Source organism: Rhodococcus aerolatus, from assembly GCF_054783215.1.
Genome location: NZ_BAAGQZ010000007.1, coordinates 1 through 19,702 on the forward strand (window position 1 = coordinate 1; position 19,702 = coordinate 19,702).

At 75.6% G+C, this 19,702-nt stretch carries 21 protein-coding genes; 2 read left to right on the top strand and 19 right to left on the bottom strand.

Translation table 11 applies throughout. From position 1 onward, the window contains the following. Together ACYVOF_RS04360 and ACYVOF_RS04365 are read right to left on the bottom strand one after the other, a co-directional pair. Window positions 1-1,030, bottom strand: a 1,030-nt coding sequence (locus ACYVOF_RS04360; protein ID WP_460864305.1) for a chromosome segregation SMC family protein, incomplete at its 3' end; no start/stop codon positions are given. An 80-nt stretch (window positions 1,031-1,110) separates the two neighbouring features. After that, window positions 1,111-1,383 carry an acylphosphatase gene (locus ACYVOF_RS04365; protein WP_460864306.1) on the bottom strand — a complete coding sequence of 91 codons (273 nt, stop codon included), beginning with the start codon at window positions 1,381-1,383 and terminating at the stop codon, window positions 1,111-1,113. A gap of 50 nt (window positions 1,384-1,433) precedes the next feature. On the opposite strand from ACYVOF_RS04365, the gene ACYVOF_RS04370 reads away from it, so the two are divergent. Then, a complete protein-coding gene (locus ACYVOF_RS04370; protein WP_460864307.1) occupies window positions 1,434-1,628 on the top strand; it encodes a hypothetical protein in 195 nt (64 codons plus the stop codon). A gap of 44 nt (window positions 1,629-1,672) precedes the next feature. On the opposite strand, the gene ACYVOF_RS04375 is transcribed toward ACYVOF_RS04370, so the two are convergent. The 4 genes from ACYVOF_RS04375 to ACYVOF_RS04390 form a co-directional block, all read right to left on the bottom strand. Next, window positions 1,673-2,182, bottom strand: a complete 510-nt coding sequence (locus ACYVOF_RS04375; protein WP_460864308.1) for a hypothetical protein — start codon at window positions 2,180-2,182, stop codon at window positions 1,673-1,675. An 84-nt stretch (window positions 2,183-2,266) separates the two neighbouring features. Continuing rightward, window positions 2,267-2,569 carry a MoaD/ThiS family protein gene (locus ACYVOF_RS04380; RefSeq protein ID WP_460864309.1) on the bottom strand — a complete coding sequence of 101 codons (303 nt, stop codon included), beginning with the start codon at window positions 2,567-2,569 and terminating at the stop codon, window positions 2,267-2,269. Next, on the bottom strand, window positions 2,566-3,669 hold the full coding sequence (locus ACYVOF_RS04385) for a WD40/YVTN/BNR-like repeat-containing protein (protein ID WP_460864310.1): 1,104 nt from the start codon (window positions 3,667-3,669) through the stop codon (window positions 2,566-2,568). The genes ACYVOF_RS04380 and ACYVOF_RS04385 overlap by 4 nt, the downstream gene beginning before the upstream one ends. Before the next feature lie 89 nt (window positions 3,670-3,758). Beyond that, window positions 3,759-6,125, bottom strand: a complete 2,367-nt coding sequence (locus tag ACYVOF_RS04390; protein WP_460864311.1) for an ATP-binding cassette domain-containing protein — start codon at window positions 6,123-6,125, stop codon at window positions 3,759-3,761. Between the two features lie 108 nt (window positions 6,126-6,233). Here ACYVOF_RS04390 and ACYVOF_RS04395 point away from each other — a divergent pair, with 108 nt between their 5' ends. Continuing rightward, window positions 6,234-6,896, top strand: a complete 663-nt coding sequence (locus tag ACYVOF_RS04395) for a 4a-hydroxytetrahydrobiopterin dehydratase (RefSeq protein WP_460864312.1) — start codon at window positions 6,234-6,236, stop codon at window positions 6,894-6,896. Between the two features lie 100 nt (window positions 6,897-6,996). Here ACYVOF_RS04395 and ACYVOF_RS04400 read toward each other — a convergent pair whose 3' ends face one another. The 13 genes from ACYVOF_RS04400 to rsmD all read right to left on the bottom strand — a co-directional run bounded on the left by ACYVOF_RS04400 (window position 6,997) and on the right by rsmD (window position 19,598). Then, a complete protein-coding gene (locus ACYVOF_RS04400; protein WP_460864313.1) occupies window positions 6,997-7,677 on the bottom strand; it encodes a response regulator in 681 nt (226 codons plus the stop codon). Then, window positions 7,674-10,214, bottom strand: a complete 2,541-nt coding sequence (locus tag ACYVOF_RS04405; RefSeq protein ID WP_460864314.1) for a sensor histidine kinase — start codon at window positions 10,212-10,214, stop codon at window positions 7,674-7,676. The genes ACYVOF_RS04400 and ACYVOF_RS04405 overlap by 4 nt, the downstream gene beginning before the upstream one ends. Window positions 10,215-10,239: 25 nt before the next feature. Next, complete coding sequence (locus ACYVOF_RS04410) at window positions 10,240-10,887, bottom strand: potassium-transporting ATPase subunit C (RefSeq protein ID WP_460864315.1); 648 nt, start codon at window positions 10,885-10,887, stop codon at window positions 10,240-10,242. 5 nt (window positions 10,888-10,892) lie between these two features. Next, on the bottom strand, window positions 10,893-12,995 hold the full coding sequence (kdpB, locus tag ACYVOF_RS04415; protein WP_460864316.1) for a potassium-transporting ATPase subunit KdpB: 2,103 nt from the start codon (window positions 12,993-12,995) through the stop codon (window positions 10,893-10,895). Then, a complete protein-coding gene (gene kdpA, locus ACYVOF_RS04420) occupies window positions 12,992-14,689 on the bottom strand; it encodes a potassium-transporting ATPase subunit KdpA (RefSeq protein ID WP_460864317.1) in 1,698 nt (565 codons plus the stop codon). Before kdpA ends, kdpB begins: the two co-directional genes overlap by 4 nt. Continuing rightward, window positions 14,689-14,784 (bottom strand): K(+)-transporting ATPase subunit F, encoded by a 96-nt coding sequence (gene kdpF, locus ACYVOF_RS04425; protein ID WP_460864318.1) that lies wholly within the window; start codon window positions 14,782-14,784, stop codon window positions 14,689-14,691. Before kdpF ends, kdpA begins: the two co-directional genes overlap by 1 nt. 272 nt (window positions 14,785-15,056) lie before the next feature. Then, on the bottom strand, window positions 15,057-15,950 hold the full coding sequence (gene mutM / locus ACYVOF_RS04430) for a bifunctional DNA-formamidopyrimidine glycosylase/DNA-(apurinic or apyrimidinic site) lyase (RefSeq protein WP_460864319.1): 894 nt from the start codon (window positions 15,948-15,950) through the stop codon (window positions 15,057-15,059). A gap of 14 nt (window positions 15,951-15,964) precedes the next feature. Further along, window positions 15,965-16,747, bottom strand: coding sequence for a ribonuclease III (rnc, locus tag ACYVOF_RS04435; protein ID WP_460864342.1), 783 nt, complete (start codon window positions 16,745-16,747; stop codon window positions 15,965-15,967). Continuing rightward, window positions 16,744-16,923 (bottom strand): 50S ribosomal protein L32, encoded by a 180-nt coding sequence (rpmF, locus tag ACYVOF_RS04440; protein ID WP_460864320.1) that lies wholly within the window; start codon window positions 16,921-16,923, stop codon window positions 16,744-16,746. Before rpmF ends, rnc begins: the two co-directional genes overlap by 4 nt. A 2-nt stretch (window positions 16,924-16,925) precedes the next feature. Continuing rightward, the gene (locus ACYVOF_RS04445; protein WP_460864321.1) at window positions 16,926-17,570 is read right to left on the bottom strand and encodes a YceD family protein; all 645 of its coding nucleotides are present in this window, start codon (window positions 17,568-17,570) and stop codon (window positions 16,926-16,928) included. Between the two features lie 153 nt (window positions 17,571-17,723). After that, window positions 17,724-18,416, bottom strand: a complete 693-nt coding sequence (locus ACYVOF_RS04450; RefSeq protein ID WP_460864322.1) for a DivIVA domain-containing protein — start codon at window positions 18,414-18,416, stop codon at window positions 17,724-17,726. A 118-nt stretch (window positions 18,417-18,534) separates the two neighbouring features. Next, entirely contained in the window at window positions 18,535-19,035 is a 501-nt protein-coding gene (coaD, locus tag ACYVOF_RS04455) for a pantetheine-phosphate adenylyltransferase (RefSeq protein ID WP_460864323.1), read from the bottom strand. Continuing rightward, a complete protein-coding gene (gene rsmD / locus ACYVOF_RS04460) occupies window positions 19,032-19,598 on the bottom strand; it encodes a 16S rRNA (guanine(966)-N(2))-methyltransferase RsmD (protein ID WP_460864324.1) in 567 nt (188 codons plus the stop codon). Before rsmD ends, coaD begins: the two co-directional genes overlap by 4 nt. Window positions 19,599-19,702: the final 104 nt, after the last annotated feature.

The window sequence follows — 19,702 nt, forward strand, 5'->3', positions numbered from 1 at the left end:
GCCGCGCCGCCTCGGCGGCCGCGGCCCGCTCCGCCTCGGCCTCGAGCTCCTCGGGGTCGCGGCCGCGGCGGTCCTGGGTGGGGGTGGCGAGGTGACGGGCCCGCTCGGCCGCGACCCGGGTGGTGGCGGTGGTCCGCTCGGCCAGCGCGGAGAGCCGGTACCAGGCCTGCCCGGCGGCCTCCGTGGCCGGGGCCAGCTCGGCGGCGGCGGCCTCGGCGGCGGCCAGCTCGGCCTCCGCGGCCTCGAGCAGCTGCGCCACCCGGTCGACCTCGGCGCGGGCGGCGGCCTCCCGGGCCTGCTCGCGCTCCAGCTCGGTGCGCCGGGTGACCAGGTCGTCCGCGGCCAGCCGCAGCCGCGCGTCGCGCAGGTCGGCCTGCACCGTCTGCGCGCGGCGGGCCACCTCGGCCTGGCGGCCCAGCGGCTTGAGCTGGCGGCGCAGCTCGGTGGTGAGGTCGCCCAGCCGGGAGAGGTTGGCCGACATGCCCTCGAGCTTGCGCACCGCCTTCTCCTTGCGGCGGCGGTGCTTGAGCACCCCGGCGGCCTCCTCGATGAAGGCGCGGCGGTCCTCCGGCCGGGACTCCAGGATGGTGGCCAGGCGACCCTGCCCGACGACGACGTGCATCTCCCGGCCGATGCCGGTGTCGCTGAGCAGCTCCTGCACGTCCATGAGCCGGCAGCTCGACCCGTTGATCTCGTACTCGCCGGCCCCGTCGCGGAACACCCGCCGCGTGACCGAGACCTCGGAGTAGTCGATGGGCAGCGCACCGTCGGAGTTGTCGATGGTCAGGGTGACCTCGGCGCGGCCGAGCGGGGCGCGGCCGGCGGTGCCCGCGAAGATGACGTCGGCCATCGACCCGCCGCGCAGCGACTTGGCCCCCTGCTCCCCCATCACCCAGGTCAGCGCGTCGACGACGTTGGACTTGCCCGAGCCGTTCGGACCCACCACGCAGGTGATGCCCGGCTCGAAGCGCAGCGTCGTCGCCGACGCGAAGGACTTGAAGCCCTTCAGCGTGAGGCTCTTCAGGTGCACCCGAGCACGGTAGCGGGCGCGACCTGCCGCCCCGACCCCCTCGCCTCGACCCCCTCGCCCGACCCCCTCGCCGCGGGCGCTCAGCGCTCGACGAAGCCGGTGAGCCCGCCCCTGGGCTCGTCCCAGGACTCGACGACGGTGTCGACCCGGCCGGGGGCGTCCGGGCCGCGCAGCGCGGCGAGCAGCTGCTCGGCCGCCTCGCGCCCGCCCTCGGCCACGACGAGCACCCGGCCGTCGGCGTGGTTGGTGGCGCTGCCCACCAGCCCCAGCTCGAGGGCGCGCGAGCGCGTCCACCACCGGAAGCCCACGCCCTGCACCCGGCCGTGCACCCAGGCCGTCAGCCGCACCGTCACCCGACCATCCTGGCAGGGCGGCCCGGCGCGGCGGGGTGCATCCTGGGGTGGTGACGGAGCTGGCGGTGAACGCGTGCCGCTCGCGGTGCGCGTGGCGGCCGACCAAGGCCCAGGCAGGCGGCGAGCGGCTGTTCGCGTGCCGCGGGTGCGGGTCGCAGTGGGTGCCCAGCGAGCCGTGGACCCCGGCCGACGTCGACGGCCGCGTCCCGTCCGAGGTCCGCCGGGCCCGCCGCCGGCACCGCTGACCCCGCCGCCGGCACCGCTGGCCCCACCGCCGGCCCCGTGGCCGTCAGCCGGCCAGGTCGTCCAGCCTGCCGAGCAGCCGGGCGCGGCCCGCCTCGAGGTCGGTCGCCGCGCGCACCTGCAGCCGCAGCTCCAGCGGGGCCGGGGCACCCGCCGCGCGGACGGTCACGGCCAGGTCGCCCCGGTCGTCGACGTGGTCGCCGGGCACCAGCAGGGTCGCCGACCAGCCGTGCCGGGCCGGGGCCAGGACACCGGGCAGGCGCTGCTCCCCGAGCAGGACGTCGACCTCGCCGCCCGCGACGTCCGCCCCGGCGCCGCGCACCATCTCGACCTCGATGCGGGGGGTCAGCTCGCGCAGCTGGCCCAGCTCGACGTCGGACGGCTCGCCGGGGTACCAGATGCACAGCGCACGGTCCTGCTCGTTCTCGGCCAGCCAGCCGAAGGAGCGGGGCCAGGGGGCGGGGTCGGGCACCAGCACCACCGGCCACTGGCCGTCGGTCGTCCCGGTCTCCGCCGTGTCACGCTCCTCGGGGTCCGCGCCTCCGGTGGGGTCCATGGACGCACCGTAGACGGGGTGGTGCCGGGCTGCGCGTCAGCTCGTCGCCGGCCCCGCCCCGCCCCGCCCCCGGTCGGGTCCCGCTCAGCCGCCCGCCATGGCGCCGACCACCAGCAGGGGCTCGCGGCCCTGCGCCACGGGGGCGGGCAGCGGCGCGTCGGGCGGGTCGTGCGACAGGTCCTGCTCGCACGCGAAGAACCGCACGAAGGCCCGGCGGCGCCCGGTCGTGGTGTCGCGCAGGGTGCCTCGCAGCACCGGGAACCGCTCCTCGACCGCGTCGAGCACGCCGGCCACCGTCGCCGCGGCGACGGGCACGTCCACCTGGCGGCCGCACCGGGCCAGCGTGGCCAGGTGCGTGGGCAGCACCACCCGGACGGCGGCCGTCACAGCGTCTGCACCTCCACCGACAGCACGGCGGGCAGGTCGCGCACCACGGCCGACCAGGTGTCCCCGGAGTCGGCGGAGGCGTAGACCTGCCCGCCGGTGGTGCCGACGTAGAGCCCGCACTCCTCGAGGGTGTCCACGGCCATCGCGTCGCGCAGCACGTTGACGTAGCAGTGCTCCTGCGGCAGTCCCGCGGTGAGCGCCTCCCACTCCCCGCCCCCGGTGCGGCTGCGGTAGACCCGGAGCCGGCCGTCCGGCGGCACGTGCACCGAGTCGCTGGTGATGGGGACGACGTAGACGGTCTCCGGCTCGTGGGCGTGCACGGCGACGGGGAACCCGAAGTCGCTGGGCAGGTCCCCGCTCACCTCGCGCCACGAGTCGCCGCCGTCGTCGGAGCGCATCACGTCCCAGTGCTTCTGCATGAACAGCGTCCGGGGCCGGCTGGGGTGGGCGGCGAGGTGGTGCACGCAGTGGCCGACCTCGGCGGCCGGCGAGGGGATGCCGTCGGAGAGCAGGCCCGCGTTGGCGGGCGCCCAGGTCCGGCCCCCGTCGAGGGTGCGGAACACCCCGGCCGCGGAGATGGCGACGGTGATGCGCTGCTCGTCGACGGGGTCGAGCACGATGGTGTGCAGGCACATGCCGCCCGCACCGGGCTGCCACTGCGGCCCGGAGCCGTGCTCGCGCAGCCCGCGGACCTCCTCCCAGCTGTCCCCGGCGTCGGTGGAGCGGAACAGCGCCGCGTCCTCCACGCCGGCCCACACGGTGTCGACGTCGAACGGGGACGGCTCCAGGTGCCACACCCGGGTGAACTCCCACGGCTTCGGCGTGCCGTCGTACCACTGGTGGGTGCCCGGCACGCCGGCGTAGACGAAGTCGTGGCCCACCGGGTCCCAGGTGCGGCCGCCGTCGGACGAGCGCTGCACCTGCTGGCCGAACCACCCGCCGGACTGCGACGCCCAGACCCGGTCGGGGTCCAGCGGCGAGCCGGCGACGTGGTAGACCTCCCAGCCCGCGAAGAACGGGCCCGTCACGTCCCAGTCGCGCCTGCGCTCGTCGCTGGTCAGGACGAACGCGCCCTTGCGCGTGCCCACCAGCACCCTCACCCCGGCCATGGTCGCTCCCTGTCGTCGTCGGGTCGTCCCGTCCCCGGGGACCGACCGGCCGCGGGCGCCGGACTCATCGCCGGCGGCGGTCAGGCCCCGACGTAGTCGGCGAGGTGCCGGCCGGTCAGGGTGGTCCGCGCCGCGACGAGCTCGGCGGGGGTGCCCTCGAACACGACCGTGCCGCCGTCGTGGCCCGCCCCGGGCCCGAGGTCGACGATCCAGTCGGCGTGGGCCATCACGGCCTGGTGGTGCTCGATGACGACGACCGAGGTGCCGGAGTCGACGAGCCGGTCGAGCAGGCGGAGGAGGTTCTCGACGTCGGCCAGGTGCAGGCCGGTGGTCGGCTCGTCGAGGACGTAGACGTCGCCCTTCTCGCCCATCCGCGTGGCGAGCTTGAGCCGCTGCCGCTCGCCGCCGGACAGCGTGGTGAGCGGCTGGCCGAGCGCGAGGTAGCCCAGCCCGACGTCCGCGAGCCGCTCGAGGATCGTCACCGCCGCCGGGACCCTCGCCTCGCCGTCGCCGAACAGCGCGAGCGCGTCGACGACCGACATCTCGTGCACCTCGGCGATGTCCTTGCCGCCCAGGGTGTGCTCGAGGACCTCGGCCTTGAAGCGGCGGCCCTCGCACTCCTCGCACGGTGTCTCGACCGTCGCCATCGGACCGAGCTCGGTGACGATCACACCGGCGCCGCTGCAGGTGGGGCAGGCCCCCTCGGAGTTGGCGCTGAACAGGGCGGGCTTGACGCCGTTGGCCTTGGCGAAGGCCTTGCGGACCGGCTCGAGGAGCCCGGTGTAGGTCGCCGGGTTGCTGCGCCGCGAGCCCCCGATCGCGCCCTGGTCGACCACGACCACCCCGTCGCGGCCCGCGAGCGCGCCGTGGACCAGCGAGCTCTTGCCCGACCCGGCGACGCCCGTGACGACCGTCAGCACGCCGAGCGGCACGTCGACGTCGACGTCCTTGAGGTTGTGCGCGCCGGCGCCCCGGACCTCGAGCCGTCCGGTCGCCTCGCGCACCACGTCCTTGAGCCGGGCCCGGTCGTCGAGGTGCCTGCCGGTGGTGGTGCCGCTGGTCCGCAGCCCCTCGACGTCGCCGGTGAAGCAGATCGTCCCGCCCGCCGACCCGGCGCCGGGGCCGAGGTCGACGACGTGGTCCGCGATCGCGATCGTCGCGGGCTCGTGCTCGACGACGAGCACGGTGTTGCCCTGGTCGCGCAGCTGGCGCAGCAGGTCGTTCATCCGCTCGACGTCGTGCGGGTGCAGGCCGGTCGTGGGCTCGTCGAAGACGTAGGTGACGTCGGTGAGCGACGACCCGAGGTGGCGGATCATCTTGGTGCGCTGCGCCTCTCCCCCGGACAGCGTGCCCGCGGGGCGGTCGAGCGAGAGGTAGCCCAGACCGATCTCGGAGAACGCGTCGAGCAGGTGCTGCAGCCCCGCGAGCAGGGGCGCGACGGACGGCTCGTCCAGCTCGCGCACCCACTCGGCGAGGTCGGTGATCTGCAGCGCGCACAGGTCGGCGATGGACCGGCCCCGGATCGTCGAGCTCCGGGCCGCCGGGGTGAGCCGCGTGCCCCCGCACTCGGGGCAGACCCCGAAGGTGACGGCGCGCTCGACGAAGCGCCGCACGTGCGGCTGCATCGCCTCGGGGTCCTTGGACAGCATCGACCTCGAGATCTTGGGGATGATGCCCTCGAAGGTGAGGTTGACGCCCTCGACCTTGATCTTGGTCGGCTCGGACCACAGCATCGTCTCGAGCTGCGTCGTCGTGAACGACCGGATCGGCTCCTCCATCGGCAGCCCCATGCCCTCGAACAGCCGGCCGTACCACCCGTCCATGGAGTAGCCGGGGACGGTGAGGGCACCGTCGCGCAGCGACTTCTCCTCGTCGTAGAGCGCGGTGAGGTCGACGTCGCTGACCGCGCCCGTGCCCTCGCAGCGCGGGCACATCCCCCCGAGGTAGACCTCCTTGCGGGCGACGCGGCGCTCGGTGCGCCCGCCCCTCTCGGTGGTCATCACCCCGCTCGCCGTGCGGGTCGGGACGTTGAACGAGTACGCCGTCGGCGGGCCGACGTAGGGGTCGCCGAGGCGGCTGTAGAGGATCCGCAGCATCGCGTTCGCGTCGGTCGCGGTGCCGACGGTCGAGCGGGGGTTGGCGCCCATCCGCTCCTGGTCGACGATGATCGCCGTGGTCAGGCCCTCGAGGCGGTCGACGTCCGGGCGGGCGAGCGACGGCAGGAAACCCTGCACGAAGGCGCTGTAGGTCTCGTTGACGATGCGCTGCGACTCGGCGGCGATCGTGGCGAAGACCAGCGAGCTCTTGCCCGAGCCCGAGACGCCGGTGAAGACGGTCAGCCGTCGCTTCGGCAGGTCGACGGAGACGTCGTCGAGGTTGTTGACCCGGGCGCCGTGGACCCGGATCAGGTCGTGCCCGTCCGCGGGGTGCGGTGCTCGCGTGCTCATCGTGGCCTCCTCGCCTCGCGGGGGCTGCGGCCCCGTCCCATCCTGGTGCCCGACCCGTCCCCCTGGCTACGGCTCCCGCCGCGGTGGCGGCGCGGCTAGCGTCGGGCCATGGCTGTGGACCGGACCCCGCTGACCCCCGAGCAGGTGCTCACCGCGCTGGCGGACCTGCCCGACTGGCGGCCCCTGCCCGGGGCGCTGCGCGCGGCCTTCCGCTGCCCCTCGGCCCGGGCGGCGCTGGACCTGGTGGCCGCGATCGGTGACGCCGCGGAGGAGCTCGACCACCACCCGGACGTCGACTGGCGCTTCGACACCGTCTTCGTCGCCACGACGACGCACAGCGCCGGCGGCCGGATCAGCCCCGCCGACCTCGACCTCGCACGGCGGGTCTCCGCGCTCGCCGCCGACGCGACCCCGGTGCCGGAGCGGCTGCGCACGGTGGAGATCGCCGTCGACACGCAGGACGCCGCCGCGATCCGTCCCGTGTGGGCGGCGGCGCTGGGCTACACCGAGACGGCGTCCGGCTCGCTGGTCGACCCCGACGGCCGCGGCCCGGCGGTGTGGTTCCAGGAGACGGCCACGCCCGCGGCGAGCCGGCTGCACGTCGACGTGCGGTGGGACAGCAGCCGGGCCGGGGAGGTCGTCGCCGCGGCCGGGGCGGGTGCGGCCTCGGTCGAGGCGCCGGTGCCCTCGTTCACGGTCATCACCGACACCCAAGGCAACCGGGTGTGCGTGTGCACCCCCGACGGCCGCGAGGACCCCACCGCCCCCTGACCCGTCGTTCTCCCCGCATCCCGCGGGCTGGATGCAGTCGGGGGCGGCCCCAGGCTGCATCGAGCCCGCTCGACGCGGGTGGTGGCGGGTGGTGGCGGCCTCAGACCTGGAAGCGGTAGCCCATGCCCGCCTCGGTCAGCAGGTGGCGCGGCCGTGACGGGTCCGGCTCCAGCTTGCGCCGCAGCTGGGCGAGGTACACCCGCAGGTAGTGGGTCTCGGTGGCGTAGGCGGGTCCCCACACCTCCTGCAGCAGCTCGCGCTGGCCGACGAGCTTGCCGCGGTGGCGGACCAGCACCTCGAGCATCCCCCACTCGGTCGGGGTCAGGTGCACCTCGGCGCCGTCGCGGACCACCGTGGTGCGGGCGAGGTCCACGGTGAACGACGCCGTCTCGACCACGGGCGCCTCCTCCCCCGCCGAGGCCGCGCCGCGACGCAGCGCCGCCCGGAGCCGGGCCAGCAGCTCGTCCATGCCGAACGGCTTGGTCACGTAGTCGTCCGCCCCCGCGTCGAGCGCCTCGACCTTGTCCGCGGAGTCGGACCGGGCGCTGAGCACGATCACCGGCACGCTGGACCAGCCCCGGATGCCGGCGAGCACCTCGGTGCCGTCCATGTCGGGCAGGCCCAGGTCGAGCACCACCACCTCGGGGGCGCGCTCCGCCGCGGCCCGCAGCGCCCCCGCGCCGTCGGTGGCGGTGGTGACCTCGAACCCGCGGGCGGACAGGTTGATCCGCAACGCGCGCAGCACGTTCGGCTCGTCGTCGACGACGAGCACGCGGGTCACGCCGGCACCCCGTCCCGGGTCGGCGCCGTCGGGACGGCCGGCCGCGACGCCGCGGGCAGCTCGACGACCACCGTGAGCCCGCCGCCGGGGGTGTCCTCGGCCACCACGGTGCCGCCCATCGCCTCGGTGAAGCCGCGCACCACGGCCAGGCCCAGGCCCACCCCGGTCCCGGAGCGGTCCCCCGCCCGCTGGAACGGCTCGAAGAGCTCGTCCACCGCCCCGCGCGGCACCCCGGGCCCGCGGTCGGCGACGCGGATGCTCACCCGCCCGCCCTGCTCGGCCGCGGAGACGCGCACCTCGCCGGGCCCGGCGTGCTGCAGCGCGTTGAGCAGCACGTTGGCCAGCACCCGTTCGAGCAGGCCGGGGTCGGCCAGCACGGTGGGCAGCGGGGCGTCGGGCGCCGGGGCGTCGACCACCACCCGGTCGTGGTGGGGCAGGCCGACCAGCGCGCGGTGCACCACCTCGTCGCAGGACACGGGCCGCGCCTGCGGCCGCACCGCGCCGGCGGCGAGCCGGGAGGAGTCGAGCAGGTTGGTCACCAGCGCGCTGAGCTGGTCGGTGGACTCCTCCACCCCGGCGAGCAGCTCCGCGGTGTCGGCCGGGGAGAACTCGACGTCGGCGCTGCGCAGGCTGGACACCCCGGCCTTGACCGCGGCCAGCGGGGTGCGCAGGTCGTGGCTGACGGCGGAGAGCAGCGAGCGGCGCAGGTCGTCGCCCTCGGCCACCGCCTCGGCCCGCGCCGCCTCCGCGGTCAGCTCCTCCTGGCGCAGCAGCGCCACGGCCTGGTGGGTCACGGCGCGCAGCACGCGGCGGTCCCGCGCCGTGAGCCCGGGCCCGGCCAGGGCCAGCGCGAACTCCCCGTCGAGCACCTCGCAGGTGGTGTCGGCGTCGGCCAGCTGCTCCGGCGCGTCGTCGCCGAGACCGATGGCCAGGCCCAGCCCGCCGTCGCGGCCGCGGCGCAGCAGGCTGGCCGCGCGCTGGCCGTAGGTCTCGCGCACCCGCTCCAGCAGGGCGGGCAGGTCCGCACCCCGCAGCACGTGGGAGGCGAAGAGCGTCAACAGCTCCGCCTCCCGGGCGGCCTCCCGGGCGTCGCGGGCCCGCCGGGTGGCGGTGTCGACCAGCAGCGCCACGGCCACGGCCACCACCATGAGCACCACGAGGGTGACGAGGTTGTCCACGTTGGACACCTGCAGGCTGTAGCGGGGCTCGGTGAAGAAGAAGTTCAGCATCGCCCCGGACACCAGGGCGGCCAGCACGGACGGGCCGACCCCGCCGAGCAGGGCCACCCCGAGCACGACGAGGAAGTACAGGACGCCCTGTGCGCCGAGGTCGAGCACCGAGCCGAGCAGGGCCAGCACGCCGCTGGCCGCGGCCGGGGCGGCCAGCGCCGCCACCCAGCTGAGCACCCGGCGGCGCCCGGGCGGCAGCGGGGCGCGGCGGGCCCGGGCGCTCGACTCGGCGTGGGTGACCATGTGGACGTCGATGGCCCCGGAGCCGCGCACCACCGCCGCGCCGATGCCCTCGTCGAGCACCCGCGCCCAGCGGGAGCGCCGTGAGGTGCCCAGCACGAGCTGGGTGGCGTTGACCCCGCGGGCGAACTCCAGCAGCGCGGTGGGCACGTCGTCCCCGACCACGCTGTGCACGGCCGCGCCCACGGCGTCGGCGACCCGGCGCACCCGGCCCATCCCGGCGGGGGAGGCGCCCAGCGCGCCGTCGCCGCGCACCACGTGGACCACCAGCAGCTCGCCGCCGACCCGGCTGGCGATGCGGGCGGCCCGGCGCACCAGCGTCTCCGACTCGGGCCCGCCGGTGACGGAGACGACGACGCGCTCGCGGGCCTCCCAGGTGGCGGTGATGGCGTTGTCGGCGCGGTAGCGGGCCAGCGCGGCGTCGACCTGGTCGGCCACCCAGAGCAGGGCCAGCTCGCGCAGCGCGGTGAGGTTGCCGGGCCGGAAGTAGTTGGCCAGCGCGGCGTCGACCTTCTCCGGGGCGTAGACGTTGCCGTGGGAGAGCCTGCGGCGCAGCGCCTCCGGGGTGATGTCGACCAGCTCGACCTGCTCGGCTCGGCGGACCACCGCGTCGGGCACCGTCTCGCGCTGCACCACCCCGGTGATCTGGGTGACGACGTCGTTGAGGCTCTCCAGGTGCTGCACGTTCACCGTGGAGATCACGTCGATCCCGGCGGCGAGGATCTCCGCCACGTCCTGCCAGCGCTTCTCGTGCCGCGCCCCGGGGGCGTTGGTGTGGGCCAGCTCGTCGACGAGGACCACGTCGGGGGCGCGGGCGAGCACCGCGTCCACGTCGAGCTCGGCGAGCTCGGTGCCGCGGTGGTGCACCACGGCGCGGGGCAGCACCTCCAGGCCCTCGAGCAGGGTGGCGGTGTGCTCGCGGCCGTGGGTCTCCACGAGGCCCACCACCACGTCGCGCCCGCGCCCGGCCCGGCGGTGGGCCTCCGCCAGCATGGCGAAGGTCTTGCCCACCCCCGGGGCCGCGCCCAGGTGGATGCGCAGCTCCCCGCGCCGTCCCGCTCCGCTCACGCCCCCATCATCCCCTCCCCCGCCCTCACCCGGCGGGGGTGGCGCACGCGGGCGCGGTGAGGCCGAGCGCGGTGTTCAGCGCGGGCACGTCGACCCGCTCGGCCCCGAGGAAGCCGAGCTGGCGGCCCTGCGTGTGCGCGGCGACGAGCGCTGCGACGTCGGCCGGGCTGCGGCCGGTCACCCGGGCGACCCGGGCCACCTGCAGCGCCGCGTAGGCCGGGCTGATCTGCGGGTCCAGCCCGGAGCCGGAGGCGGTGACGGCGTCGGGTGGCACGGCGCCGGGGTCGACGTCCTCGCGGGCGGCGACGGCGGCGCGCCGCGCGGTCACCTGCTCAGCCAAGGTCTCGCTGCCCGGGCCGAGGTTGCTGGCTGCGCTCGCCGAGGGGTTGCCCGGGGCCAGCGCCGGGTACGCAGCGGTCGGGTCGGTCCCGTAGCGGGTGTGGAAGAACGGGTCCGGGTCCCCGGGGGCCACCTGCGGGTCGACCCCGAGCAGGGCGCTGCCGACGACGCAGCCGGAGGCGTCGACGAGCGGGGAGCCCTCGGCGGAGGAGGTGCTGATCCGGCTGACCCCCCACACGGCCAGCGGGTAGGCCCCGCCGAGCAGGACGGTGAGGACGAGCAGCAGGCGCAGGCCGGTCGCGGTCTGGCGGAGCAGCGTGGTGGTGGTGCGCATGGTGGTCAGCCGATCCCGGGGACGTGGCGGACGAGCAGGTCGATGAGGTAGATGCCGAGGAAGGGCACGGCGACGCCACCCACCCCGTAGAGCAGCAGGTTGCGCTGCAGCAGGCGGCTGGCCGTGGTGGGCCGGTAGCGGACGCCGCGCAGGGCCAGCGGGATGAGCCCGACGATGACCACCGCGTTGAAGATCACCGCGGAGAGGATGGCCGAGCGCGGGCTGTGCAGGTGCATGACGTTCAGCGCCCCCAGGGCGGGGTAGATGCCGCTGAACAGCGCGGGCAGGATCGCGAAGTACTTGGCCAGGTCGTTGGCCAGGGAGAACGTGGTCAGCGCCCCGCGGGTGATGAGCAGCTGCTTGCCGATGCGGACGACCTCGATGAGCTTGGTGGGGTCGGAGTCGAGGTCGACCATGTTGCCGGCCTCCTTCGCGGCCGAGGTGCCCGTGCCCATGGCCACGCCCACGTCGGCCTGGGCCAGGGCGGGGGCGTCGTTGGTGCCGTCCCCGGTCATGGCGACGAGCCGGCCGCCCTCCTGCTCCGTGCGGATCAGGGCGAGCTTGTCCTCGGGCGTCGCCTCGGCCAGCACCTCGTCCATCCCGGCCTGTGCGCCGATGGCGGCGGCGGTGCGCGGGTTGTCCCCGGTGACCATGACGGTGCGGATGCCCATCTCGCGCAGCTCGGCGAAGCGCTCGGCGATGCCGGGCTTGACCACGTCGGACAGCGCGATCACGCCCAGCACCCGGGCGCCGGTGCCTGCGGCGGCCTCGGCGACGACGAGCGGGGTGCCGCCGGCGTCGGAGATCGCCCCCACGACGCCGCCGACCTCGTCGCCGGGCCGCCCGCCGTGCTCGGCGACCCAGGCGACGACCGACCCCGCGGCGCCCTTGCGGACCTGCGTGCCGTCGAGGTCGAGCCCGCTCATCCGGGTCTGCGCGGTGAAGACCACCAGCTCGGCGCGCCGCTCGTCGGGCGAGGCCTCGGCGGGCAGGCCGTGCTCGGCGGCGCAGAGCTCGACGACGCTGCGGCCCTCGGGGGTCTCGTCGGCCAGGCTGGACAGGCGCGCGGCCCGGGCCAGCTCGTCGAGGCCCACCCCACCGACGGGCACCAACGAGGTGGCGCGCCGGTTGCCGAAGGTGATGGTGCCGGTCTTGTCCATGAGCAGCGTGTCGATGTCCCCGGCGGCCTCGACGGCGCGGCCGGAGGTGGCGAGCACGTTGCGCTGCACCAGGCGGTCCATGCCGGCGATCCCGATGGCGGAGAGCAGCGCGCCGATGGTGGTGGGGATCAGGCACACCAGCAGCGCGATGAGCCCGACCGGGTCCTGGGCCTGCCCGCCGTAGGCCGCCATGGGCCCGATCGCGACGACGGCGAGCAGGAAGATGATGGTCAGCGAGGCGAGCAGGATGTTCAGCGCGATCTCGTTGGGGGTCTTCTGCCGCGAGGCGCCCTCGACCAGCGCGATCATCCGGTCCACGAAGGACTGCCCGGGCTCGGAGACGATCCGCACGACGATGCGGTCGGAGAGCACGGTGGTGCCGCCGGTGACGGCGCAGCGGTCGCCGCCGGACTCCCGCACCACCGGGGCGGACTCGCCGGTGATGGCCGACTCGTCGACGGTGGCGATGCCCTCGACGACGTCGCCGTCCCCGGGCACCACCTCGCCGGCCTCGACCACGACGCGGTCGCCGGGGCGCAGCTCGGTGCCGGGGACCTCGGTCTCGGTGCCGTCGGCGCCGAGGCGGCGGGCCGGGGTGTCGCGCTGGGCGGCCCGCAGCGTGGCCGCCTGGGCCTTGCCTCGGCCCTCCGCCACGGACTCGGCGAGGTTGGCGAAGAGCACGGTGAACCACAGCCAGGCGGCGATGAGCCAGGCGAACACCGACGGGTCGGCCACGGCGGAGACCGTGGTGAGCACCGACCCGACGAGGACGACGAACATGACGGGGTTGCGCGCCTGGTGGCGCGGGTCGAGCTTGCGCAGCGCGTCGGGCAGCGAGGTGAGCAGCTGGCGGGGGTCGAACGCCCCGGCGCCGGTCGCGGCCCCCGCTGCGGGACCCGCGGTGGGCCCGGCGTCGGGTCCGGCCGCGGCAGGGGTGGTGACGGTCATGACAGGGCCTCCGCGACGGGTCCCAGCGCGAGCGCCGGGAAGAAGGTGAGGGCGGCGACGAGGACGACGACGCCGACGAGCAGCCCGGTGAACAGCGGGCCGCGGGTGGGCAGCGTCCCCGCGGTGGCGGGCGCCGGGCGCTGGGCCGCGAGCGACCCGGCCAGGGCGAGCACGAGCACGAGCGGCAGCACGCGACCCAGCAGCATCGCGACGGCCAGCGAGGTCTGGAAGAAGTCGCTGGTGACGGTGAGCCCGCCGAAGGCGCTGCCGTTGTTGTTCGCCGCCGACGCGTAGGCGTAGAGCACCTCGGAGAACCCGTGGATCGAGCCGACCGAGCCCGGGTCGCCGCTGTTGCCCTGGAACCCGGTGGTGCTGGGCAGGGCGATGGCCACGCCGGCCCCGACCAGCACCAGCGCGGGCATGACGAGCACGGACAGCGCGGCGAGGGTGATCTCGCGGCGGCGGATCTTCTTGCCCAGGTACTCCGGGGTCCGCCCGACCAGCAGGCCGCCGACGAACACCGCGATGATCGCGAGCACGAGGATGCCGTACAGGCCGGTGCCGACGCCGCCGGGCGCGATCTCCCCGAGCAGCATGTTCAGCAGCAGCGCGCCCCCGCCGGCCGCGGTGAAGCTGTCGTGCGCGGAGTTGACCGCGCCCGTGGACGTCCCGGTGGTGCTGACCGCGAACAGGGTCGAGCCCGGGATGCCGAAGCGGACCTCCTTGCCCTCGGTCATGGCCCCGACCGCGGCGGCGGCGACCCCGCGCGGGCGGCTCTCGGCCCACGTCGTGAGGGCGAGCAGCACCCCCCAGAGCGTCCCCATGACGGCGAGCAGGGTCAGGCCCTGGCGGCGGTCGCCGACCATGGTGCCGAAGGTCCGGGTCAGCGCGACCGGGACCAGCAGCAGCGCGACGACCTCGACGAGGTTCGACAGCGGCGTCGGGTTCTCGAAGGGGTGCGCGGAGTTCGCGCCGAACACCCCGCCGCCGTTGGTGCCCAGCTCCTTGATGGCCTCCTGCGAGGCGACGGGGGCCAGCGGGTTGCTCGCGGCGCTGCCGTCGAGCCCGGTGCTGGCGAAGCCGCTGTGGAAGGACTGCACCACGCCCTGGGTGAGCAGGACCAGGGCCACGAGGAACGCCAGCGGGAGCAGCACGCGCACGGTGCCGCGCACCAGGTCGCACCACAGGTTGCCCACCCGGCCCGGGCCCGACCGGCCGCTGCCGTGCCGCACGAGCCCCCGGACCAGGGCCACGGCGACGGCGAGGCCGACGGCGGCGGAGACGAAGTTCTGCACGGCCAGCCCGGCGGTCTGGGTGAGGATGCCCATGGTCTGCTCGCCGGAGTAGCTCTGCCAGTTGGTGTTCGTGACGAACGAGACCGCGGTGTTGAACGCGACCGCGGGGCTGACGCCCGGCATGCCCCCGCTCAGCGGGAGCAGGCCCTGCACCCGCTGCAGCAGGTAGAGCAGGCCGAGCCCGGCGAAGGTCACGCCCAGCACGCCGGCGGCGTAGGCGCCCCACGTCTGGTCGACGTCGGGGTCGACGCGGACCACGCGGTAGACCGCGCGCTCCAGGCGGCCGTGGCGGGTGCTGGTGAACACCCGGGCCACGTGGTCGCCGACGGGGACGTACAGCGCGCCGAGCACGACGACGACCGCGGCGACCTGGAGGGTGGCGGCGAGCCAGGGGCTCATCAGAACCGCTCCGGGTCGAGCAGCGCGACCAGCAGGTAGACGACGAGCGCCGCGCTGACGACGAGCAGGCCGATCGTGGTGACCACCCCGCTCACCGGTCCGTCAGCGCCCACAGGGTGGCCCCGCACAGCGCGGCGCCCCCCAGCAGGACCAGCACGTAGGCCAGGTCGGCCATGTCGACCCCCACTTCTCCTCGGGTGCGTGCCGGCGGGTGCGCCGGCGCGGCAGGAGGAGTCGACACCCGACGGGGCGGGGGGACGGGCGTGCTGACGGGGTCCTGACGCCGCGGGGGCCCGCGTTGACGCGGTCTTGACGCCCACCGGGGCGGCGGGGTCAGGTGCGGGGGCCGGCCGCGGCGGGCGCGGGGTCAGGTCCGGCGGACGCGCGGGGGCTTCTGGCAGACCGGGCAGAACGCCGAGCTGCGGTTGGTGAAGACCTCCTTGACGATCGGCGTGCCGCACCGCGGGCACGGCCGGCCCGCCTGCCCGTAGGCGGCCAGCCGCCGGTCGAAGTAGCCGGAGGCACCGTTGACGTTGACGTAGAGCGCGTCGAAGCTGGTGCCGCCCTGGGCCAGCGCCTCCATCATCACCTCGGCGGCCGTGGCCAGCACGCGGCGTCCCTCGGCGGGGGTGACGCGGTGGGTGGGCCGGCGGCCGTGCAGCTGGGCGCGCCACAGCGCCTCGTCGGCGTAGATGTTGCCGATGCCGGAGACCAGCGTCTGGTCGAGCAGGGCCCGCTTGAGCTCGGTGCGGCGCCGGCGCAGGGCCCGAACCGTGGCGTGGACGTCGAAGCGGTCGTCGAGCGGGTCGCGGGCGATGTGGGCCACGGCTGCGGGCAGGGTGGTGCCGTCGACCTCGACGAGCGGCTCGAGGGCCCAGCCGCCGAAGGTCCGCTGGTCGACGAACCGCAGCTCGGTGCCCGGCTCGTGGCCGGGCTCGTCGGCCAGGGCGAGGCGGATGCGCAGGTGGGTCTCGTCGGGGGCGCCGACGGGCTGCACGCGCATCTGCCCGCTCATCCCCAGGTGCACGACCAGCGCGGTCCGGTCGACGGACTCGCCGGCGAGGTCGAGCCACAGGAACTTGCCGCGGCGCCGCGCGGCGGTCACCCGGGCGCCGGTCAGGCGCCCGGCGAGGTCGTCCCCACCGGCCGCGTGGCGGCGCACCGCGCGGGGGTGGCGGACCTCGACCCCGGCCACGGCACGGCCGACGAGGTGCTCGTCGAGGCCGAGGCGCACCACCTCGACCTCGGGCAGCTCAGGCACGGGGCACGGCGGGGTCAGGCACCGTCGGGGTCGTCCTCCGCGGCGTCGAGGATGTCGGCGCCGGCGGGGGTGTCGGCCGGGGAGTCCGACAGGGCCTGCCACGCCGTCGCGGCCGCCTTCTGCTCGGCGACCTTCTTCGACCGGCCGGTGCCCTCGCCGCGGACCTCGCCGTCCACCGAGACCCGCGCGGTGAACTCCTTCTCGTGGTCCGGGCCGACGGAGCTGACCTCGTAGGAGGGCACGCCCAGCTCCAGGCGTGCGGTCAGCTCCTGCAGGCTCGTCTTCCAGTCCAGGCCCGCGCCCAGCTGCGGGGCGGCGGCGAGGAGGTCGGCGAAGAGCCGCTCGACCACCTCGCGGGCGGTCTCGATGCCGTGCTCGAGGTGCACGGCGCCGATGAGGGCCTCGACGGCGTCGCCCACGATGGAGGACTTGGCGCTGCCGCCGGTGAGCTGCTCGCCCCGGCCCAGCAGCATGCAGCCGCCCAGGCCGCCGTCGCCGAGACCGCCGGCGACGCCGGCCAGGGCCCGGCTGTTCACCACCGAGGACCGCAGCTTGGCCAGCGTGCCCTCGGCGAGGTCGGGGTGGTCGCGGTAGAGCCGCTCGGTGACCACGACCTGCAGCACGGAGTCGCCCAGGAACTCCAGGCGCTCGTTGGTGGGCAGGCCGCCGTGCTCGTAGGCGTACGAGCGGTGGGTGAGCGCCAGCGTGAGCAGGTCGTCGTCGAGGTCGACGCCCAGCGAGGCCAGCAGGGCGGCCCGCGGACCCGCCTGCCCGTTCGTGCTCACCCGGGACGTCAGACCGCGGTGACCTGGCGGTTGTTGTAGGTGCCGCAGGACGGGCACGCCACGTGCGGCAGCTTGGGCTCGCCGCAGGCCCGGTTGGGGCAGGTGACGAGGGTGGGGGCAGTGGTCTTCCACTGGCTGCGGCGCGACCGGGTGTTGGACCGGGACATCTTGCGCTTCGGGACGGCCACGACTAGCTCTCCTCGAGATCAGGGGGTGTTGCACGGTCGGTCGAGCGGGTCTCCGCAGCACCTGCGGCGACCCGGTCGGGGGCGGCGTCCGGGCTCACGAAGGACGCGAGGGCCGCCCACCTCGGGTCCAGTGTCTCATGACGGTGGTCCGGACCCACAACCGCCAGCTTCTCGCCGCACTCGGCGCACAGCCCGGGGCAGTCCTCGCGGCACACCGGCTGCAGCGGCAGGCCCAGGCCGACCGCGTCGACCACCACCGGCTCGAGGTCGACGAGGTCGTCGACGATGCGGTGCACCTCGTCGGGGTCCGTGCTCTCGTCGGTGGCGCTGTCGGGGTAGGCGAACAGCTCGGTGACGTCGACGGTCACCTCGGCCTCGAGCGGGTCCAGGCAGCGCGAGCACTCCCCCACCGCGTCGGCGGTGACGGTGCCGGAGACCAGCACGCCCTCCACCACGGACTCCAGGCGCAGGTCGAGGTCGAGGTCGGCGCCCTGCTCGATGGCGACGAGGTCGAGGCCGATCCGGCTGGGTGCGCTGACGGTGGAGCGCAGCACCTGCATGGACCCGGGCCTGCGGCCGAGGGAGCGGATGTCGATGACCAGGGGCGAGGACGCGTCGGGACGCGGGGCCGAGCAGGGTACGGGCACGGCGGGGCTCCTCTCGGTGTGAGGTCGCGGCTGTCGGGTCGCGGTGGCGACCGGTGGTGCCGGCCGGTGCCGCTGCGAGCGGGTGGTGCGACCCGGGTCGGGCAACCAGCCCAGGGTACGCGCGTCCGCGGCCCCGACGGACCGGCTCGGGCGCTACCGGTAGTCGACGGCCCCGGCGCGGAGCTGCTGGCGGCCGCGGGTGACGGTGCGCAGCGTGCCGGTGAGCTGCTCCTCGAACTCGGCGAACTTGGAGTCGACGTAGACGTCGCACTCCCCGCGCAGCCGGTCGGACTCGGCGTGGGCGGCGTCGACGATGCGGGCGGACTCGACGTGCGCGGCCTGCACCACCTCGGTCTGCGAGACCAGCCGCTCCTGCTCCGCCTCGCCGTCGGCGACGGAGCGGTCGTAGGACGCGCGGCCCGCGGCGACGAGGCGGTCGGCCTCGTCGCGGGCCCGGTCGGTGAGCTGCTCGTACTCCCGCTGCCCGCCCTCGACGGTGCGGCGGGCCTCCTCACGCGCGTCGGCGACCATCTGCTCCGCGCGCTCGCGGGCCTCGGCGACGATGCGGTCGGCGTCGTCCCGCGCCCCGGTGACCGTCTCCTCGGCCTCGCGGTTGGCGCCGGTGACGGTGGCCTCGGCCTGCGCCCGGGACTCGGAGATCATCTGGTCGCGGTGGTCGAGGACGTCCTGCGCGTCGTCGAGCTCGCCGGGCAGGGCGTCGCGGACGTCGTCGAGCAGCTCGAGCGCGTCACCGCGGGGCACCACGCACCCCGCGGTCATGGGGACGCCGCGCGCCTCCTCGACGATCGCGACGAGCTCGTCGAGCGCCTCGAACACCCGGTACACGTCTGACCCCGTCCTGCTGAGCTGGTGGTGGCTGCCGTCCTGCGGGCGCCAGTCTGCCCGGACCGGGCGCCGGGCCCGGTGACCGCGGGCGGGCGTGTCGGTGCGGCCCGCCGCCCCCCTAGTCCGTGCCGGGGCCGGAGGTCTTCTGCTCCAGGCGGTCCAGCAGCTGGGTGTGCACCAGCTCCGGCAGCAGGTGGGAGACGTCACCGCCGTAGGTGGCGACCTCCTTGACCAGCGAGCTGGACAGGAAGCTGTAGAGCGGGTTGGTGGCGATGAACATGGTGTCCACGCCGGACAGGCGCTGGTTCATCTGCGCCATCTGCAGCTCGTAGTCGAAGTCGCTCACCGCGCGCAGGCCCTTGACGATGGCCTTGATGCCGTGGGCGGTGGCGTAGTCGACCAGCAGGCCGTGCCAGGAGTCGACGGTGACGTTCGGCAGGTGCGCGGTGACCTCGCGGAGCATCGCCATGCGCTCGTCGACGGTGAACAGGCTGCGCTTCGACTTGTTCACCAGCACCGACACGGTGACCTCGTCGAACAGGTTCGCCGCCCGGTCGATGACGTCGAGGTGCCCGTGGGTGACGGGGTCGAAGGAACCGGGGCAGACCGCGCTGCTCATGGGGCCGGACGGTAACAGGTGGCGATCTCGCACCGGGCCTCGCCGTAGACCCGCTCCCACAGCGGGTCCAGGCCCTCCGGCCAGGTCGTGGCCGGCCCCCGGGAGGACCGCTCCAGGACCACCAGGGAGCCCTCGGCGAGCCAGCCGTGGGTGAGCAGCGCGGTGAGCACACCGGTGACGGCGGCCTCGGTGACGGCGTAGGGCGGGTCGGCCAGGACCAGGTCGAACGCGGCGTCGGTGCCGCCGGCCAGCAGGCTCGCGACCCGGGACGTGCGCACGGCCGCTCCCGGCAGCCCCACCGCGGCGACGTTGGCGCGGGCCACCGCGGCGGAGCGGGCGTCGGCCTCGACGGCCACGAGCTGCGCCGCGCCCCGGCTCAGCGCCTCGAGCCCCAGCGCGGCGGACCCCGCGTAGAGGTCGAGCACCCGGGCACCCTCGAGGTCGGTCCGGGCGGCGAGCGCGCTGAACACGGCCTCGCGCACCCGGTCGGCGGTGGGGCGGGTGCCCCCGGCGGGGACGGCGAGCCGCCGGCCCCGGGCGCTGCCGGCCACGATCCTGGTCACGCCCGCGATCCTGGCAGGCCGGGCGGGCGACGCGGTGCGCGGGCGGGACGGCGACGCGGGCGCCGCCGGGGCCTGGCGTCCGCGGCGCCGTCGGGCCACGATCG

Bases quoted from the DNA above. Each gene is read 5' to 3' on its own strand.
- ACYVOF_RS04375 (WP_460864308.1), bottom strand. From the start codon at position 2,182: ATGGACCCCACCGGAGGCGCGGACCCCGAGGAGCGTGACACGGCGGAG.
- ACYVOF_RS04390 (WP_460864311.1), bottom strand. From the start codon at position 6,125: ATGAGCACGCGAGCACCGCACCCCGCGGACGGGCACGACCTGATCCGG.
- ACYVOF_RS04395 (WP_460864312.1), top strand. From the start codon at position 6,234: ATGGCTGTGGACCGGACCCCGCTGACCCCCGAGCAGGTGCTCACCGCG.
- ACYVOF_RS04410 (WP_460864315.1), bottom strand. From the start codon at position 10,887: ATGCGCACCACCACCACGCTGCTCCGCCAGACCGCGACCGGCCTGCGC.
- kdpB (WP_460864316.1), bottom strand. From the start codon at position 12,995: ATGACCGTCACCACCCCTGCCGCGGCCGGACCCGACGCCGGGCCCACC.
- kdpA (WP_460864317.1), bottom strand. From the start codon at position 14,689: ATGAGCCCCTGGCTCGCCGCCACCCTCCAGGTCGCCGCGGTCGTCGTC.
- coaD (WP_460864323.1), bottom strand. From the start codon at position 19,035: ATGAGCAGCGCGGTCTGCCCCGGTTCCTTCGACCCCGTCACCCACGGG.